15 protein-coding genes are annotated in these 16,436 nt (G+C 57.6%); 7 read left to right on the forward strand and 8 right to left on the reverse strand.

The window, feature by feature from the left end; all coding sequences use genetic code 11:
• The 3 genes from CLU84_RS20020 to CLU84_RS20030 form a co-directional block, all read right to left on the reverse strand.
• A complete protein-coding gene (locus CLU84_RS20020; RefSeq protein WP_099739714.1) occupies positions 1-834 on the reverse strand; it encodes a M48 family metallopeptidase in 834 nt (277 codons plus the stop codon).
• Between the two features lie 37 nt (positions 835-871).
• Positions 872-1,789: a DMT family transporter gene (locus tag CLU84_RS20025; protein WP_099739715.1), complete on the reverse strand. Its 918-nt coding sequence runs from the start codon at positions 1,787-1,789 to the stop codon at positions 872-874.
• Between the two features lie 69 nt (positions 1,790-1,858).
• Positions 1,859-2,554 (reverse strand): AraC family transcriptional regulator, encoded by a 696-nt coding sequence (locus CLU84_RS20030; RefSeq protein ID WP_099739717.1) that lies wholly within the window; start codon positions 2,552-2,554, stop codon positions 1,859-1,861.
• A gap of 38 nt (positions 2,555-2,592) precedes the next feature.
• Here CLU84_RS20030 and CLU84_RS20035 point away from each other — a divergent pair, with 38 nt between their 5' ends.
• From CLU84_RS20035 to CLU84_RS20045, 3 genes are all read left to right on the forward strand, one after another.
• Entirely contained in the window at positions 2,593-4,020 is a 1,428-nt protein-coding gene (locus CLU84_RS20035; protein ID WP_369826890.1) for an MFS transporter, read from the forward strand.
• A gap of 126 nt (positions 4,021-4,146) precedes the next feature.
• The gene (locus CLU84_RS20040) at positions 4,147-4,896 is read left to right on the forward strand and encodes a response regulator (RefSeq protein ID WP_099739719.1); all 750 of its coding nucleotides are present in this window, start codon (positions 4,147-4,149) and stop codon (positions 4,894-4,896) included.
• Between the two features lie 32 nt (positions 4,897-4,928).
• The gene (locus CLU84_RS20045) at positions 4,929-6,149 is read left to right on the forward strand and encodes a HAMP domain-containing sensor histidine kinase (protein ID WP_099739721.1); all 1,221 of its coding nucleotides are present in this window, start codon (positions 4,929-4,931) and stop codon (positions 6,147-6,149) included.
• A 67-nt stretch (positions 6,150-6,216) separates the two neighbouring features.
• Here CLU84_RS20045 and CLU84_RS20050 read toward each other — a convergent pair whose 3' ends face one another.
• Genes CLU84_RS20050 through CLU84_RS20060 form a run of 3 tightly spaced genes read right to left on the reverse strand, consistent with a single transcriptional unit; the run spans position 6,217 to position 10,054 of the window.
• Positions 6,217-7,554 carry a UDP-glucose/GDP-mannose dehydrogenase family protein gene (locus CLU84_RS20050; protein ID WP_099739723.1) on the reverse strand — a complete coding sequence of 446 codons (1,338 nt, stop codon included), beginning with the start codon at positions 7,552-7,554 and terminating at the stop codon, positions 6,217-6,219.
• On the reverse strand, positions 7,551-8,561 hold the full coding sequence (locus tag CLU84_RS20055) for an NAD-dependent epimerase (protein WP_099739725.1): 1,011 nt from the start codon (positions 8,559-8,561) through the stop codon (positions 7,551-7,553). Before CLU84_RS20055 ends, CLU84_RS20050 begins: the two co-directional genes overlap by 4 nt.
• On the reverse strand, positions 8,558-10,054 hold the full coding sequence (locus tag CLU84_RS20060; RefSeq protein ID WP_233210318.1) for a glycosyltransferase family 39 protein: 1,497 nt from the start codon (positions 10,052-10,054) through the stop codon (positions 8,558-8,560). The genes CLU84_RS20055 and CLU84_RS20060 overlap by 4 nt, the downstream gene beginning before the upstream one ends.
• Before the next feature lie 155 nt (positions 10,055-10,209).
• Here CLU84_RS20060 and CLU84_RS20065 point away from each other — a divergent pair, with 155 nt between their 5' ends.
• Both CLU84_RS20065 and CLU84_RS20070 read left to right on the forward strand, forming a co-directional pair.
• Complete coding sequence (locus CLU84_RS20065) at positions 10,210-11,226, forward strand: glycosyltransferase family 2 protein (RefSeq protein ID WP_099739727.1); 1,017 nt, start codon at positions 10,210-10,212, stop codon at positions 11,224-11,226.
• Positions 11,227-11,258: 32 nt separating this feature from the next.
• On the forward strand, positions 11,259-12,158 hold the full coding sequence (locus CLU84_RS20070) for a lysylphosphatidylglycerol synthase transmembrane domain-containing protein (protein WP_199173821.1): 900 nt from the start codon (positions 11,259-11,261) through the stop codon (positions 12,156-12,158).
• Here CLU84_RS20070 and CLU84_RS20075 read toward each other — a convergent pair.
• Positions 12,149-13,453: an O-antigen ligase gene (locus CLU84_RS20075; RefSeq protein WP_099739731.1), complete on the reverse strand. Its 1,305-nt coding sequence runs from the start codon at positions 13,451-13,453 to the stop codon at positions 12,149-12,151. The two genes, CLU84_RS20070 and CLU84_RS20075, sit on opposite strands and share 10 nt — an antisense overlap.
• Positions 13,454-13,529: 76 nt before the next feature.
• On the opposite strand from CLU84_RS20075, the gene CLU84_RS20080 reads away from it, so the two are divergent.
• Positions 13,530-14,294 (forward strand): glycosyltransferase family 25 protein, encoded by a 765-nt coding sequence (locus CLU84_RS20080; RefSeq protein ID WP_099739733.1) that lies wholly within the window; start codon positions 13,530-13,532, stop codon positions 14,292-14,294.
• On the opposite strand, the gene CLU84_RS20085 is transcribed toward CLU84_RS20080, so the two are convergent.
• The gene (locus CLU84_RS20085; RefSeq protein WP_199173822.1) at positions 14,284-15,411 is read right to left on the reverse strand and encodes a glycosyltransferase; all 1,128 of its coding nucleotides are present in this window, start codon (positions 15,409-15,411) and stop codon (positions 14,284-14,286) included. The genes CLU84_RS20080 and CLU84_RS20085 overlap by 11 nt on opposite strands.
• Positions 15,412-15,473: 62 nt before the next feature.
• Between CLU84_RS20085 and CLU84_RS20090 the strand changes: the two genes are divergently transcribed.
• Positions 15,474-16,418: a glycosyltransferase family 32 protein gene (locus CLU84_RS20090; protein ID WP_099740075.1), complete on the forward strand. Its 945-nt coding sequence runs from the start codon at positions 15,474-15,476 to the stop codon at positions 16,416-16,418.
• Positions 16,419-16,436 lie beyond the last annotated feature (18 nt).

The raw sequence follows: 16,436 nt of genomic DNA on the forward strand, positions 1-16,436 counted from the left end.
TTATCGCTTGCGCGCCTGCTCGTACAGGCCCATGACGCGCGGCACATTGCCTTCGAGCTGGCGAATGCGGCTGGGGCCCGTGGGGTGGGTGGAGAGAAAGCCTATGCCGCCTTCGCCCGTGGCTTCACCCATCTTGCGCCACAGGCTCACGGCGGCCTGCGGGTTGTAGCCCGCACGGGCGGCCAGCTCAAGGCCCACCAGGTCGGCATCGCTTTCATCGTTGCGGCTGAACTTGAGGCTCAGTAACTGCCCGCCAAGGCGCGCTGCCGTGCTGCCAATATCGCCCAGACCCAGTAGCTGCGCACCCAGTGATATGCCAATGCTGGTGGCCTGATTTTTGGCCAGTTGCTCACGCGAATGCTCGCGCAGCGCATGTGCCATTTCATGGCCCATGATCATGGCGATTTCATCGTCCGTCAGCTTGAGCTGGTCGATGATGCCGGTGTAGAAAGCGATCTTGCCGCCGGGCATGCAAAACGCATTGATCTGCTTGCTGGCGATGAGGTTGACCTCCCATTTCCATTGGCTGGCGCGTGGGTTCCATTGCGCCGCGTATGGGATGAGGCGCTGTGCAATGGTGCGAATGCGCTGCAACTGGGCGTTGTTGCCGTCTGCCAGTGCTCCTTTAGCCTTGGCTTGCTGCAGCAGCTCCTGGTACTGCTGCGCGGCTGAGTTTTCAAGCGTTTCTGCCGGTACCAGCTGGCGCATCACCGATGCCTTACCTACATCGACCTGAGCCTGCGCAGGCGCGTGCATCAGCGCGGCGCAGGCAAGGGCCACCAGCAGAGAGTGGCGAGTGGCGTACCGGCGCAGGAGGGAAGTGGTGGCATGCATAAGCGCCAAGTCTATGCGAGCCGTAGCAGGCCAGAGGTCAGACGGCTTCTGCAGACTTTCTCTCCGCCTGCACTACCAGCCACAGGCCTCCAATCACGCCCAGCAGGCCGAACACCGACCACCATGCAGGGCGCTCACCCACGATCAGCAGCGACAGCGCAAAGGCCGTAATGGGCTCTGCCTTGCTGAGTGCCACGCCAGTAGCTGCAGACATGCCGCGTAAACCCACGGAGAACAGCAGATAGGCCACACCTGTCGCTACGATGCCCAGATAGATCACGACGGCCCAGCCGCTGGTGCTGATTTGTAGCGGGCCACCCAGCCATGAGGCAAACGGCAGCGACAGCAGCGCGGCGCAGCCAAACACCCAGGCGTTGACTGTGGCCACACGCGCCTGCATGACCAGCGCCTGATTGACCAGTGCATAGGCCGCATAAGAAAGCCCCGCCAGCAGGCATAGCGCCATGCCTACCCATGGCAGGTGTTGCCTGTCCGCCGTGGCCAGCGCCATGACAATGCCGCCGCCCACGCCTATGCAGGTTCCCAGCCACCACTGCGGGCTGGGCATGCGCTTTTGCACCACAGCCTGCATCAGTCCCGCCCAGAAGGGGCCGCTGCCAATGGCCAGTGCGGTACCCAGGGCTACGCCACTGGCTTTGATGCCTGCAAAAAAGCTCAGGTTGTAGAGCGCCATACACAGCCCGCAAAATACTAGGCGACCCCAGTGCAGGGGGGATGATCGGTGGCCTTTGTCCATCACCAAAGCCAGCGCTATAAAAAACAGCGCTGCCATCATCATGCGCAGCCCACCGACCCAATAGGGCGATAGCTGTGCCGGTGCAAAGTGCTGTGCTGTGCCCGTGGTGCCCCAGAGCATGGCGGCGGCCAGCACCAGGCCCACAGGCCCTAATGAGGCGGTGGCGGAGTGGAGAGAAAGAGTGGTGGGGGAGGACATGAGAGAGTCATCATGCGTCGTAGCAAGCGTGGCAACTATCGAGGAACGCTTGTGGTGTTGGGGGCGGAGTCAGCGCTGCTCACGCAGCTGGCGCGACGTCACGCCACGCTCGCGCCGCAGAGCGTAGACCAATGCGCTGGCCGATGCATAGCCACAGCGCAGCGCCGTGGCCTCCAGCGCAGCGCCTTGCTTGAGTTGCTGCACTGCCGCATCAAGGCGCAGGCCGCGCAGCCAGTTTTGCGGTGTGTGGCCTGTCAGTTCTACAAAGCGGGCATGGAACTGGGCCACGCTCAAATGCATCAAGGCTGCCAGTCGCGCAGTGGGCCAGTTTTCATGCAATGTGGCCTGCACTTGGTATTGCAAGCATTGCAAGTCCAGCCCGCGGCGTTGCAGCAGCGTTGGGGCTTGCAGCACCAGCGCCATTTGTGCAGCGGCAGACAGGCTGGACTGGGGATAGCGCAGCGGCGGCGGTACGGCAAAGCGGCGCAGCTTATCGAGTCCATGCGCCACGGGGGCATCAATTACCAGTATCTGAGTTTGCGGCTGCGCCAGATAACCATGGTCGGTGCCCGCAGGGATGACCATGCCGCAGGCGCTGTCGACAAAGGTTGGCCTGCCAGCTACCTCCAGTTCCATGCGGCCTTGCAGTGCAAACAGAATCTGCGCATAGCCATGGGCATGGGCCTGATGCTCGCCGTGATAGCTGCGCACCGAGGCCTGTGCTTGATCAAGCACAGGTCGTAGAGGTGCGGTGTCACGGCTCATGGGTAAATCTTGCTTACAGAAGGAGGGCAGGCTCGCCGATGGTAGCTTCTGCCCCTGCGCACGGGCAACCGATAATGCCCACAGCCTTAAAGAATCAGACCATGACCGAGTCGACCAAAACAAGCAGCAACCTCTCCGACATCACCCCCACGGCAACGCCAGAGCCCAAGCGCAGCTGGGGCCAGGCCCTGAAGGTCTATGTACAGCCCACCAGCTTGCGCATGCTGGCTTTGGGCTTCTCGGCCGGGCTGCCACTGCTGCTGGTGCTAGGTACTTTGAGCTTCTGGCTGCGTGAGGCCGGTATTGACCGCAGCACGATTGGCTTTTTGAGCTGGGTTGGGCTGGCTTATGCCTTCAAGTGGGTCTGGTCACCCCTGGTGGACAGGCTGCCCCTGCCTATCGCGACAAGACTGCTGGGCCGGCGCCGCAGCTGGCTGCTGTTTTCGCAGCTGCTGATTGTTGCGGGACTGCTGGGCATGTCCTTTATGGACCCCAAGCAGGCTTTGCAGCCGCTGGTGATCTGCGCGGTGCTGGTGGCTTTTGGTTCGGCTACGCAAGACATTGCCCTTGATGCCTACCGCATCGAGTCTGCCAAGGTGGACGATCAGGCCGCGCTGGCCGCCACCTACCAGACCGGTTATCGCCTGGCCATGATATGGGCCGGTGCGGGTGTGCTGTGGGTTGCCTCCAAGGTGCAGGGCGATGTGCAGGGCTATGTGGTGCAGGCCTGGCATGTGGCCTATACGGCCATGGCGGCCAGCATGCTGGTGGGCATGATTACGGTGCTGCTCTCGCCAGAGCCTGAGGCCCGCCCCATGGCCCCTGCGCGCAATGCATCGGAGTGGATTCAAGGTGCGCTGATTGCGCCGTTTTCTGACTTTATTGGCCGCTACCGCTGGCAGGCGCTGCTGCTGCTGGCGTTGATTGGCCTGTATCGTGTGAGTGACGTGGTCATGGGCATCATGGCCAATCCCTTCTATGTTGACATGGGCTACACCAAGGAAGAAGTGGCTGCCGTGACCAAGGTGTTCGGCGTCATCATGACGCTGGTGGGCGGTTTTGTCGGTGGCACCATGGCCGTGCGCTGGGGCGTGATGCGCGTGCTGATGCTGGGCGCGGTGCTGTCGGCTGGAACCAACCTGCTGTTTGCCTGGTTGGCTACGCGTGGCCACGATGTATCGGCACTGGTCTGGGTGGTCAGTGCAGACAACCTAGCGGGTGGTATTGCCTCGGCGGCCTTCATCGCCTATCTCTCGGGTCTGACCAATGTGCAGTACTCGGCTACGCAATACGCGCTGTTCAGCTCCATGATGCTGTTGGCGCCCAAGTGGCTGGCCGGCTACTCCGGCGTGTTTGTAGATGCCTTTGGTTACCAGGCATTCTTCCACACCACGGCGCTGATGGGCTTCCCTGTGCTGTTGCTGATCTATCTGGCATCCAGGGTAAAAATGGGTTCTGTCGTTTGATGGATAAGCGCTGGTAGCTATTGTTTTTGTGGTTCTAAGGCGGTTTACCCAACTTTACGCGCCAGACAAGAGCAGATCACCTACGTGTTGCAGCATGGGGCATTGAAGAAAAATTAAGGCGCGAGCATGACTACACTGCCCCCTATGAGCACGCACCAACTTCTGATGATTGAGGACGACGTTCGCCTGGCGCAAATGGTGAGCGACTATCTGGGCAATAACGGCCTGGAAGTGACCCATAAGGCTGACGGCAAAAGCGGTCTGGACCAGCTGCAGCCAGCAGATGGCGGGTCGGCGGAGCAGCCGGACCTGGTGATCCTGGATTTGATGCTGCCTGACATGGACGGCCTCGAAGTCTGCCGCCGCATCCGTTCCATGCCCGGCGCAGCCGCTCAGGTTCCCGTACTGATGCTGACCGCCAAGGGCGACCCCATGGACCGCATCATCGGCCTAGAACTTGGCGCTGATGATTACCTGCCAAAACCCTTTGAGCCGCGCGAGCTGCTGGCCCGCATTCGCGCCATCTTGCGCCGCAAAGGCAGTGAAAGTCAGGCTGCGCCATCGACGGCTGTAATGCGCTTTGGAGCCCTTGAAATTGACCGCGATGCACGTACCGTTTCAGTCGGTGAGCAGGTGGCCGATCTCACCTCCTACCAGTTCGATTTGCTGGTAGCGCTGGCTGAACGCGCAGGCCGCGTGCTGACGCGCGACCAGATCATGGAAGCCGTGCGCGGCCGAGAGCTGGAAGCCTTTGACCGCTCTATCGACGTGCACATGGGGCGTATTCGTGCCGCGATTGAAGCGGACCCCAAAGCCCCCAAACGCATTTTGACGGTGCGTGGTGTGGGCTATGTCTTCGCTAAACAGCAGGATTGATTTTCGGTGCCTGTGATGATGGAAATGTCCCAATGAAGCTGCTGCATGTTTTCTCTCAGCGTCTGTACCTGCGCATCTGGCTGGCCGTTGTGATCGGTGTGGCCGTGCTGACGCTGTGCGTGGCATGGGCCTGGAATATCGCCGAAGAGCAGCGCGTGCAGAACAGCGCTGCGGCACCATCGCGTGAAATGGCGGTGCGTGGCCCTGATGGTGATGTGCTGATTGAAGGGCGTGGCAACCGCATTTCCGGCTCGCCAGTGGATGGTGTGCGCTTTGAGATCGCCGCCAAAGATGGGCAAACCTATGAGCTTTGGATGGCCCCACGCGAATGGCGCGACGGCCGCCCGCCGCCGCGTGATGGTGCTGTTGCGTTCTGGTTGCGCCCGCCCTTTGGCTTTTTGTGGATGCTGGGGCTGGTGGGCGTTGCCGTGATCGTGGGCGTGTTCCCTATCATTCGCCGCTTGCTCAAGCGCCTTGAAAACCTGCAGCGCGGCGTGAAGCGTTTTGGTGAGGGTGATCTATCGGTGCGCGTTCCAGAGCACGGCCATGATGAAGTTGCGGATCTGGCCCACCAATTCAACGCGGCTGCCGAGCGCATCGAAACCTTGATGACATCGCACAAATCCTTGCTGGCCAACGCTTCGCACGAGCTGCGCTCGCCGCTGACGCGTATCCGCATGGGGCTGGAATTCATGGGCAATGACCCGGCCAGTGCTCGTGCCAAGGTCGAAATTCAGCGCAATATCACCGAGCTGGATCAACTGGTCGATGAGATCTTGCTGGCCAGCCGGCTGGACTCTAGCGAGGTGGATGTGGGTACGGTGGAGTGCGTCGATTTGATCGGCCTTTGCGCCGAAGAGTGCGCGCGCATTGATGCGGATCTAGACATGCAAGCCGACGGCCCGCTGGAGGTGCAAGGCATTGCCAAACTGCTGCGCCGCGCGGTGCGCAATCTGCTGGAAAACGCCCGCCGTTACAGCGCTGGTGAGATCACGCTGTCGCTCGCCAAGCAGGGCAATATGGCGCTGATTTGTGTCGCAGATCACGGACCTGGCGTGCCCGAGGCGCAGCGTGAGCGCATTTTCGAGAAGTTTTACCGTTTGCCCGGCGCCAGCGAGCGATCTGGCGGGGTGGGTCTGGGTCTGTCGCTGGTACGCTCGATTGCAGAGCGCCATGGCGGTACTGTGCGCTGTGAAGATCGACAGGATGGCGGTAAAGGCGCACGCTTTGTAATTTCGCTGCCGCTGGTTTAAGTGGTGAGTGGATACCTAATAAAAAGCCCCGCAGGTTTTGGCCTGCGGGGCTTTTTATTAGGTGCTCTCAGCGAGGAAGCTGCATGGGGCGGCCAATGGAGACATAGCCCAGACCATGGCTGGCTGGCAGTGATGGCTCAAACAGGTTGCGGCCATCAAAGATCATCTTGTCAGCCAGAGTCTGCGCCAGCAGGCTGAAGTCCGGTGCGCGGAAGATCTGCCACTCAGTCACGATAGTCAGGCAGTCTGCATCCTTTGCGGCAGAGAGCGGGCTGTCGACCAGCTGCAGATCGGCGCGTTCACCGTAAATGCGGCGTGCTTCCTTCATGGCCACTGGGTCATAAGCCTGAACCTTGGCTCCTGCGGCCCATAGCGACTCCAGCAAGTTGCGGCTGGGCGCTTCCCGCATGTCATCGGTGTTGGGCTTGAAGGCCAGGCCCCAGACGGCAATGGTCTTACCCTTGAGGTCGCCGTTGTAGAACGCGCTGATACGCTCAAACAGTACGTTGCGCTGGGCCTGGTTGCGGTCTTCTACTGCGTTGAGCAGCAGGGGCTCGAAGTCCACCGCCTTTGCAGTGTGGATGAGTGCTTTCACATCCTTGGGAAAGCAGCTGCCGCCATAGCCCACGCCGGGGTAGATGAAGTGGTATCCAATGCGTGGATCGCTGCCAATGCCACGGCGCACGGCTTCTACATCGGCACCCAGACGTTCGGCCAGGTTGGCGATCTCGTTCATGAAACTGATCTTGGTCGCCAGCATGGCATTGGCTGCGTACTTGGTGAGTTCGGCGCTCTTCACGTCCATCATCACGATCTTGTCGTGATTGCGGTTGAAGGGTGCATACAGCTCGCGCAGCTTGGCTTCAGACGCAGGGTTGCTGGTGCCAATGATGATGCGGTCCGGGCGCTGGCAGTCTCCAACCGCAGCCCCTTCCTTGAGGAATTCGGGGTTGGAAACCACATCGAACGTGTAGGGTACATCGCGCTTAGCAAGGCCTTTAGCGATGACTGCCGTGACCTTATCGGCCGTGCCTACGGGCACTGTTGATTTGTTGATGACGATGCGTGGGCCGTCCATGTGCTGAGCAATGGTGCGAGCTACCGCCAGCACATATTGCAGGTCAGCGCTGCCATCTTCATCGGGCGGCGTGCCCACGGCCAGAAAGATCAGTTCACTATGCGCTACGCCTTCTGCGGCATTGGTGGTGAACTGCAGGCGACCGAGCTGCTGGTTGTTGATGACCAGGGCATCCAGACCGGGCTCATGAATGGGGATCTGTCCTGCCTTGAGGGCGGCGACTTTTTTCTCATCCACATCCACGCACAGAACCTGATGACCGACATCGGCCAGCACGGCTCCTTGTACGAGACCTACATAGCCGGTACCAAAAACAGTAACTTTCATACGCGATAAAAGGAGCGGTACCAGTCCACAAAACGCTGCACGCCGGTGGTGATGGGCATGGCCGGTGAGAAGCCAACCCAGGACTGCAGGGCACGGGTGTCAGCCGATGTACTGTGCATATCGCCGGGCTGAATAGGCAGCATTTGCTTGTGGGCGGTGGTTTGCAGGGCACCCTCCAGTGCGGCGATGTAGTCCATCAGCACGGTGGGTGAGTTGTTGCCAATATTGAAGATGCGATAGGGCGCAGTGCTGGTGCCGGGGTTGGGCCGCTGGCTGTCATAGCTGGCGTCCGCAGTGGCCGGCTTGTCCAGAACACGCATGATGCCTTCGACGATGTCGTCGATATAGGTGAAGTCGCGCACCAGCTTGCCTTCGCCGTAGACATCAATGGTCTCGCCCGCCAGGATGGCCTTGGTGAATTTGAACAAAGCCATGTCAGGGCGGCCCCAAGGTCCATAGACCGTGAAAAAGCGCAGGCCTGTGGTGGGAATCCCGTACAGGTGCGAATAGGTGTGAGCCATCAGCTCATTGGCCTTTTTGGTGGCCGCGTAGTAGCTGATAGGGTGATCCACGGCATCGCTTTCGGCAAAGGGCATCTTGGTATTGCCGCCATAGACGCTGGAGCTGCTGGCATAGACCAGATGCTCTACCTTGTGCTTGCGGCAGCCCTGCAAGATATTGCCAAAGCCCAGCAGATTGGAGTCTGTGTAGTCGTCAGGCTGGTCGATGGAGTAGCGCACGCCAGCTTGTGCAGCCAGGTGCAGAACCTTGCTGGGGGCGACTTCTGTAAACAGGTCGGCCATGCCTTGGCGATCAGCAACATCCAGCGCTACAAACCGGAAGTTGGCATGGTGGCGCAGCTCATCCAGGCGGGCGTGCTTGAGCGTCACATCGTAGTAGTTGTTGAGGTTGTCAATGCCGACGACGGACACGCCTTGCTCAAGCAGTCGCTTGGCGCAATGCATACCGATAAAGCCGGCACAGCCGGTGATCAGAACGCGATTCATGGGGCAATCCAGAGATATTGGTACTGCGCAGGCGTTGCGCTGGCTGGCATTTTCTCGAAAGGGATGGTCAGCTCTTGTGGGGTGGTTGTAGCCTGCGTGGTGAAGATGCCATCCCACCAGCCGGGAACCGGCTTGTCGGCGCGGGTAATCAGAAGTAGTCCGCCCGCAGCGTCAGCCTTGGCTTGAGATAGGCATTGCTGCAGCTGTGCGCCATTTGCGCAGCCAAGTGCATAGCTTTGAGGGAATTGTGAATGCAGCATGGCTGCGATCATGTGGTCAGAGCCAACGATCACGCCATTGCCGGTGTAGCCAGCGCCGCGCAACTGTTGTGCCAATTCCTTGACGGGGTGGTTCAGCTCATCAGGATCATTCTTGAGGCTGCCTTGCCAGGGGCGTAACGTTGCCATGGTCAGAAAGATCAGCGCAAAGACAATGACGAAGTTGGTGAACATACGTCCCACACCTGGCTCCAGCAAAGCAGGGCGCCAGACATACAGGGCCATGGGGGCGATGGCGGTTAGTGGCAGCATCCAGCGCTGTTTGAAGTCGGTGACATCAGCCGCGATCACCATGGCCAGCAGGCAAACGGCAACAATGAGCAGATAGCGCTGCAGCAGCGGTTTGGCCCATATGCGTGAAGGCACTAAGGCCGTCTTTTGAGGTGCAGGGGTCCAGAGCTTGGAGCGATAGCTGGCTAATACGGCAATCAGCCATAGACCGAGGGTAGAGAGCAAGGCCTTGAACAGGTTGCCCAGACCGTTGAGGTGCGATGCCTCGGTAGAGATGGACATTTTCTGTACCGTCTCGGCCGTTGCCATTCCCCAGTGCGAAGCTAGCCAAGAGGCATGGGGTGCAAAGATTAGAGTTCCCATCAGCGGAGCCAGCCACCAGCCTTTGGCAAAGATGGCCGAACGAACCTGCGCCACCGTCATCGATGCCACAAACAAGGCACCAATCAACATGGCGTAGCTGTATTTGGAGAGCATACCCAGCCCGCAGAACAGGCCAATCAATATGAAATTAATAGCTTGCGGTCTTTGTACTTGGCGCAGTACGGCGAACCACAGGCCCATGGTCATGGCTGTGACCATTACTGTGTGAGTCTGGTCACGAAGGGAGTCCCAGCCAAAGGGGGGCATCAGCAGCAGGCCTGCCGCAACCCACCATGCGCCTTTGTCAGTGAGGATTTGTCGGCCTGCCAGCCATGCCAGACAGTAGGTCAGCGCAATCAGCGAGTGCTTGAGTAAAGCCAGAGCCAGAACCGAGGGGCCGAAAAGCTGACAAATCGCCCACTGCATCCATGTATAGAGCGGCGGCTGGGGGCCGTAGCCCAGTTGCAGGTGCTGGGCCCAGAGAATCTGTTCCGACTCGTCCCATTTCATGCCTGCAGAAATGGTGATACGCGAGACGATATGCGCACAGACCAGAAGTGCGAGACATATCCATGGTTTGGAATAAAGAGTTTGCTGCCAGTCTTTGGAAAAAGAGGACATAGAACTTGATGCCATTGGTTTTTGCAGGTGAGCAAATGATGAGGTGTATGTACTCACGTTTGCGATTGACTTTGCAAGCCAAGCAATGTGTTTGGCGAAAATGGCATCTAGGGTATTCAGTTAGTATAGGTGACTGTTATTTAAACTCATTGAGCATGACGTCCGTGCACGATTTAAGTCCTGAAGTTTCTATCGTTGTACCTATTTATAACGAGTTTGATAATCTGCCCGATCTGGTGGCCCGCATTGACGAGGCCATGCGTACCCAGCCGCTGAGTTATGAATTGATCGCGGTGGACGATGGGTCAACTGACGGTAGTGCCAAGCGTCTGCGCGAACTGGCGCAGCAGAACCCTTGGGTGCGAGCCGTGTGTCTGGTGCGTAACTACGGTCAGTCCAGCGCCCTGCAAGCAGGCTTTGATCGTGTGCGTGGCCGCTATGTAGTGACGCTGGATGCGGATTTGCAGAACGAGCCTGGTGATATTCCGCTGCTGCTAGAGCGTCTGGAAAATGAGCCTGATCTAGACATGATTTCAGGCTGGCGCAAGAACCGTCAGGATAAGGCTTTGTCGCGTCGTCTGCCATCGGTGCTGGCCAATCGCCTGATCTCCAAGCTCACCAATGTGCAGTTGCATGATTACGGCTGTGCTCTCAAAGCTTACCGCCGCGAGATCATTGACCGCATTCGCCTCTATGGCGAGATGCACCGCTTCATCCCCTCTCTGGCCCGCGATGCCGGTGCTCGTATTGCCGAAGTGCCCGTGCGCCACCATGCGCGCACTCATGGGGTTTCTAAATACGGGATTGATCGCACCTTCCGTGTGATTCTGGATCTGATCTTTATCGTCTTCTTCATGCGCTTCCGTCAGCGCCCCCTGCACGCCTTTGGAGGCATGGGGTTGTGGATGGCAACACCCGGCGTATTCATTCTGCTGTGGCTGCTGGTGCAGAAGCTCATGGGCGAATCCATTGGCGGGCGCCCCCTGTTGATGGCGGGGGTCATGCTGGTGTTGATGGGAATGCAGTTCATCGCCGCCGGCCTGATTGGTGAGCTGCTGACACGTATTTATTACGAGTCTGGTAGTGGCTTGCAATACTACGCCAAGGACTATGGCGTAGTTGAGCACAAGCTCGAAGAGAAAACGACCAAAGCAGAACCTGCTGCATTGTGAGCAAGACGCGTAAAGCGCTTATCCGTGCCTTGATGGGCATGGCTTTGCTGGGGGCAGTCATTTACTTTGCAAACCCTCGGCAGCTTTTTGCGCAGCTGCAACAAGCCAGCCTATGGTGGCTGCTGGCGGGTTTTGTGGTTGCTATCGCTTCCAATGTTGTATCGGCTTGGCGTTGGCGAGCCATAGCGCAGTGGCTTGGGGCAGAGATGTCTGTGGCATCTGGAATGCGTTGGTATTTTCAGGCGATTGGCTTGAATGTACTGCTGCCCGGTGCCGTGGTCGGTGGCGATGTCTATCGTGCAATCGCACTCCAGAAAATGGGGCAGGCCAAGGCGGCAAGCAATCTGTCAGTCATTCTGGATCGCGTCAGTGGCTTGTGGATGCTTTGCGCTATTGGCTGTCTGGGTGCGTTCGCTTGCGCTCCGACCTTGGCACCGTGGGTGCACATGACCGAGAGCGTATTCGGTGCCTCGCTGCTGGCAATCACAGTGTTGTGGGTGCTGTTGCCCTGTGTGCTGTTACAAGGGCTGCGCAGTGGCTGGATCAAGCTGCCTGGCACTTGGCTGGATCCTATTCGCGTGGCAGCTAACAGTCCTGACTTTGTGCGCCAGCTGTTAGTACAGGCCGCGTCATCAGCGGTGGTGCAACTCTTGTCTGCGACAGCTCTGGCTTGCGGTGCCATTGCCCTGGGTGTTCAGTTGCCGCTAGCCGTGTGGACCTTTGCGATTGCCCCAGTATTTTTGATGGCTGCATTGCCTGTCAGTGTGGGTGGCTGGGGAACACGCGAAGCTGCCGCTGTGGCGGCTCTGGCTCCGTTCGGGGTGTCTGCTGTTCTGGCTGTGGGTGTGGGGCTGCTTTATGGCGTGTTCGCACTGGGCCAGGGCGCTTTGGGCGCGCTGGCGTTCGGCTTACCCAGCAAGAGTCAAGACTGAGGGGCGGGGGCGGCTTGGGATTCAAGTCTGCAAATGCCACCCCAAAGCACAGCAAGACTAAAGATATAAAACATGTTGCCGCTGTTGTGCGCGAAGAAGACCTGGGTCCAGCCAAATCCAAAGTAGGCCAGCGGCAGCAGCGTTGCAGCAGCTCGCAGGGCCAGCAGCTTTGAGCGTTGTTCAGCATTGACGCGTGCTATGCGGCTTTGTGTAGGCCAGAAGATGGCTGCGGGTATCGTATAAAACAACAGTAGCAAGATCAGACCCAGTAGCCCGCGCTTGACCCACATATCCAGAATTTCATTGTGCGCATGTCCATACTCCATCACCGAGGGGTGAGCGAGGCCTTGATCCACCATTTGCTGCTTGGCAGCCGGGTAGCCAGCCAGGCCCCAGCCTGTTAGAGGGCGCTGTTCGATCAAATGGATGGCAAGTCGCCATTGCTCTAGTCGCTGGCCGACGGAGGTGACTGCATATTTTTGAGGGTCTTGCAGGTATTGCGAAATCTCTTGTGTTGCTTCGCTGCTGCGCTGCTCAAGCTTTTGGTAGGCTGGCACAGCCACGATCAAGCCAAGAATGAGAATGCCCCCTGCCGCAAGGCTGGCCAGACGCTTATAGCCATTGAGCCAAGCCATCAACCAGATGGCGGCAATCAGCAATGGGATGACAACCCAGGAACCGCGGGAATCTGAAATAAAGGATGCGTAAATACCGCACGCTCCCAGCAACCCCAAGGCAACTGTTTGACGCTTGCTCCGGCCGCCCAGCAAGGCCAGCGCCAAAGTGGCAAAACCCAGATACATGGCAATGCCACCATATTGGATGGCATTCGTAAACCCGGAAACTCTTGGCATCTTTAAGATGCCAGCTTGATAAGCGGCAATCGCGAGAGCGCCGGCAGAGCCCAAAGCGATACCCCAGACGATTGCGGAGAGCCGGACTCCCGTTTTGCTCAGATACCAGAGGCTGAGAGCGGCCAAACCATATTTCGCACCGTATCCCCAACCTGCAGCGGAGAGCCAGCGATCCAATGACAGACTCCATAGCAAGCCCATGGTCACAAGCATTCCAACGAGAACCAGAGTATCTCGTTGTGTTGGCTTTTTTGATCGAGCGGCAAAGCAGCCAATCAGCGAAAAAAGTGCGAGAGCTGTGGACCCGTAGGAGTAACCGGACGGCACACAAAGGCTTAGGGCAAAGAATGCAAAGCAGGCGGCATCCAGTGCATAGGGTAGGCCTGAGGCTAGCTTGCCGCGCGACGGCTGTGTAGCTTGAATTTTCGTTTGCAAATTCATGATTCGGTATTAAGTGCTGCAACGAGGAGATTGGCTTCAACCTACACTGGAGTCGTTGTATTTGGTGCCGAAGTGTATGTCGTCATTACCCGTTGTCTATATCAATTTATCCAAGGATGTGGAGCGTCGTGAGCGGATGACGACCCAGTTGGCGGAAATGGGGCTGGCAGGGTCTCGCTTGCCGGCTGTATGGTGGGCCGACCTGCCAGAGACTGAGCAACAGCGCTATTTTTGCTCACCGCAGAGTCATGGGCGTTATTTCAAGCCTTTGAGCAACGGAGAAAAAGGCTGCTATGCCAGTCATTTGCTGGCATGGCAGCAATTGATTGATAGCGATTCTTCTGCGCTGGTTGTTTTTGAAGATGACGTGCGATTGCTCCCAACTTTGCCTCAGGCACTTGAAGCGATTGAAGCTTTGCCTGCCAATGGCAGGTGGGACATGATCAAGCTCTATGGGAGGGCGCAAGAGAAAATTGCCAATCAGGCGCCACTAGGGCCCGATTCTTTGCAGCTGATTTCGTATCAACGCGTGCCTAGTTTTGCCGCGGGTTACGTTATTAGTCGTGCAGGTGCCAAAAAAATGCTCGAAACCCGTATTCCGTTCGATAGACCAGTCGATGTGGATATTCGCTTCTGGTTTGAAAACGGCTTGCATGTTTTTGGCGTCTATCCTTCGGTCATTGCGCTCGATGACACGAGTGAAGTCAGCAGTATCTGGGCGCAAAAAGAGGCTCCGATGAGCCTTCTTCAAAAAATCCGCAAATTCAAAATGAAGCTTGCGTTGAATTGGGGCAACTTGCTGACCAAGGCGCCTCATGTTTCTGACGTTCTCAGGCGTTAGTTTCCAAGAGCTTTTGGTACTGCTCCCACATATGCTCACGCCCGTAATGATATGAGGCGTAGTCGCGGGCTGCATGCCCAAGGCTCTGAGCAAGGTCTGGATTTTCCAGTAGTTTCTGCAGAGCATCTGCCATGGCTTCCGCGTTGGCCTCTGGCACACGCAGGCCATTAACGTCAGACTCAATGACTTCCCGAGCGCCGATGACGTCGGAAGCCACACAGGCACATCCTGCAGCCATACCCTCTACCAAAGCCAGAGGCATTCCTTCCCAATGTGTCGCCAGAACAAAAAATCGGGCTTGCATGAGGCGCTGCGGAAGGTCTGACACATTGCCCAGGAAATGGACTTGTTGATCAAGGCCCAATTGCATCACCAATCGTTCGGCTTTGGCCCTCAGAGAGTTTTTGCCTGCTCCAGCCAAATACAGGGTGGGAGTCAGCCCTCGTTGCTTGAGTAGTGACAACGCTTTGATGAGCGTGTCATGATCTTTTTGGCGAGCAAAGCGTGAAGCCATGTAAATGACAGGCTCCCGATCTTCCCAGCGTTGAGGGAGCGCGCTTTGAGGAAAGCGAGTCAGGTCAATTCCATTGCAGATGGCAACGCATTTTTCTGCGGGAAATCCACGCTCTATCAGACTGGTCTTGACTCCTTCAGAGACACCGATATGTGCTTGAGTAAAGGGCTCTAAAGCCAGAGCTTGACGCAGGCGGCGCGGCGTATAGCGTTCGCGGGAGTTGTGCTCCACATGGAAGATATGCGGAACGCCTTCAGCTGCTGCTGCCCTGCGGCCCCAGATATGGTCGCTGAAACCGTGAGCGAACATGGCGTCCGGCCTGAACTCGCGAATGATTTTGCGTAGCTCCCAGATGGTGAGGGCGTGCAGCCAGTTTGAGACCACGATCACCTGCAGGCCCTGAGCGCGCAAGGCCTGGATCTTTTTTTCATCAGTACTGGGTTTGCGACGCAGCACCAGTAGTACTTCAAAATTTGTGGTGCGCTTGGCGGCTAGGCAGAGATCCACTGCAACCTGAGTTGCACCGGAAAAACCGCCCGTCACGAAGTGGAGTATGCGCAGCGTGCCAGCAGTCTTTTGCTGGACAGAAGAGTGTGAGTTCATCGTTCTGATAGACAATGGATTTGAATTATTTTGTGTCTTTTTCTTGTTTTATTGACGATGCCATGACCCGGATTCCCGCCCATTTGTTCAAAAGTGTATTGAAGCTGGTTCAGCCGCAGACACTGAAGTCTTCAGCGATCTATAGCGATGCTAAACCGGTCAGCATCATGGGCGCGGCAGCCGCCACTGAGGTCGGAGCAATTCCAAAAATACTTTGGACTTACTGGAACCAGTCGCAGCCTGATCCGTTTGTCCTTGAATGTATCCAAAGCTGGCGCTTGCAGTGTCCGGATTATGAGGTACGCCTTGTACATCCCGGCAATCTGTCTGAGTTCGTGGAGCAAGGCGCTTTGCCTGCCCAGTTTCAGGATCTGCACCCCACCAAGCAGTCTGATTGGATACGGCTGTATCTCGTTGCAATGCATGGCGGATTCTGGCTGGATGCAAGCACTTTGCTGACCCGCTCTTTGAACTGGATGCAGGCGACAGCCAGCACTCATGCCGAGTTTGTTGGCTTCTATCTTGAAAAATTCACAACCAATGTGCACATGCCTGTGATTGAAAGCTGGGCTTTCGGTGCTTTGGCGGGCTCAGGGTTTGTTACAGCCTGGCAGCGTGAATTTCATCAAGCGTTGATTGTCGAAGGGACTGAGGCGTATCTGCAGAGGCTTCAGGCTCAGCCCGACTGGGATGAGATTCGCCAGAGTATTGGCGACCCTCACTATCTGCTGATTCATATCACTGCACAGCAAGTGCTCAGGCGCAAGCAATATTCATCTTTGGCCGTATTCAAAGCGGAGGACTCCGCCTATTACTATCACCATGCTCTGCGCTGGAAGTGGTACTTGCTGTATCCCCAGCTGTGCAGGGCGCAAGGACCGAAGATCAGTGCCCCTATCGTCAAGCTCAGAGGGGGGGAGCGTAGACACTTTGCGGAGATGTTCAAGTCGCATGGCGGTGCAGTACCTGGAAGCACATGGCATCGGGCACTGAACCCAGAGCAATAAAAAGAGGCTCCATGTGGA

Source organism: Comamonas sp. 26 (genome assembly GCF_002754475.1).
Classification (GTDB): domain Bacteria; phylum Pseudomonadota; class Gammaproteobacteria; order Burkholderiales; family Burkholderiaceae_C; genus Comamonas.

What these genes read in the sequence shown, in the direction of transcription:
- CLU84_RS20020 (WP_099739714.1), bottom strand. Translation starts at nt 834, where the DNA reads ATGCATGCCACCACTTCCCTCCTGCGCCGGTACGCCACTCGCCACTCT.
- CLU84_RS20025 (WP_099739715.1), bottom strand. Translation starts at nt 1,789, where the DNA reads ATGTCCTCCCCCACCACTCTTTCTCTCCACTCCGCCACCGCCTCATTA.
- CLU84_RS20030 (WP_099739717.1), bottom strand. Translation starts at nt 2,554, where the DNA reads ATGAGCCGTGACACCGCACCTCTACGACCTGTGCTTGATCAAGCACAG.
- CLU84_RS20035 (WP_369826890.1), top strand. Translation starts at nt 2,593, where the DNA reads ATGGTAGCTTCTGCCCCTGCGCACGGGCAACCGATAATGCCCACAGCC.
- CLU84_RS20040 (WP_099739719.1), top strand. Translation starts at nt 4,147, where the DNA reads ATGACTACACTGCCCCCTATGAGCACGCACCAACTTCTGATGATTGAG.
- CLU84_RS20045 (WP_099739721.1), top strand. Translation starts at nt 4,929, where the DNA reads ATGAAGCTGCTGCATGTTTTCTCTCAGCGTCTGTACCTGCGCATCTGG.
- CLU84_RS20050 (WP_099739723.1), bottom strand. Translation starts at nt 7,554, where the DNA reads ATGAAAGTTACTGTTTTTGGTACCGGCTATGTAGGTCTCGTACAAGGA.
- CLU84_RS20055 (WP_099739725.1), bottom strand. Translation starts at nt 8,561, where the DNA reads ATGAATCGCGTTCTGATCACCGGCTGTGCCGGCTTTATCGGTATGCAT.
- CLU84_RS20060 (WP_233210318.1), bottom strand. Translation starts at nt 10,054, where the DNA reads ATGTCCTCTTTTTCCAAAGACTGGCAGCAAACTCTTTATTCCAAACCA.
- CLU84_RS20065 (WP_099739727.1), top strand. Translation starts at nt 10,210, where the DNA reads ATGACGTCCGTGCACGATTTAAGTCCTGAAGTTTCTATCGTTGTACCT.
- CLU84_RS20070 (WP_199173821.1), top strand. Translation starts at nt 11,259, where the DNA reads ATGGGCATGGCTTTGCTGGGGGCAGTCATTTACTTTGCAAACCCTCGG.
- CLU84_RS20075 (WP_099739731.1), bottom strand. Translation starts at nt 13,453, where the DNA reads ATGAATTTGCAAACGAAAATTCAAGCTACACAGCCGTCGCGCGGCAAG.
- CLU84_RS20080 (WP_099739733.1), top strand. Translation starts at nt 13,530, where the DNA reads ATGTCGTCATTACCCGTTGTCTATATCAATTTATCCAAGGATGTGGAG.
- CLU84_RS20085 (WP_199173822.1), bottom strand. Translation starts at nt 15,411, where the DNA reads ATGAACTCACACTCTTCTGTCCAGCAAAAGACTGCTGGCACGCTGCGC.
- CLU84_RS20090 (WP_099740075.1), top strand. Translation starts at nt 15,474, where the DNA reads ATGACCCGGATTCCCGCCCATTTGTTCAAAAGTGTATTGAAGCTGGTT.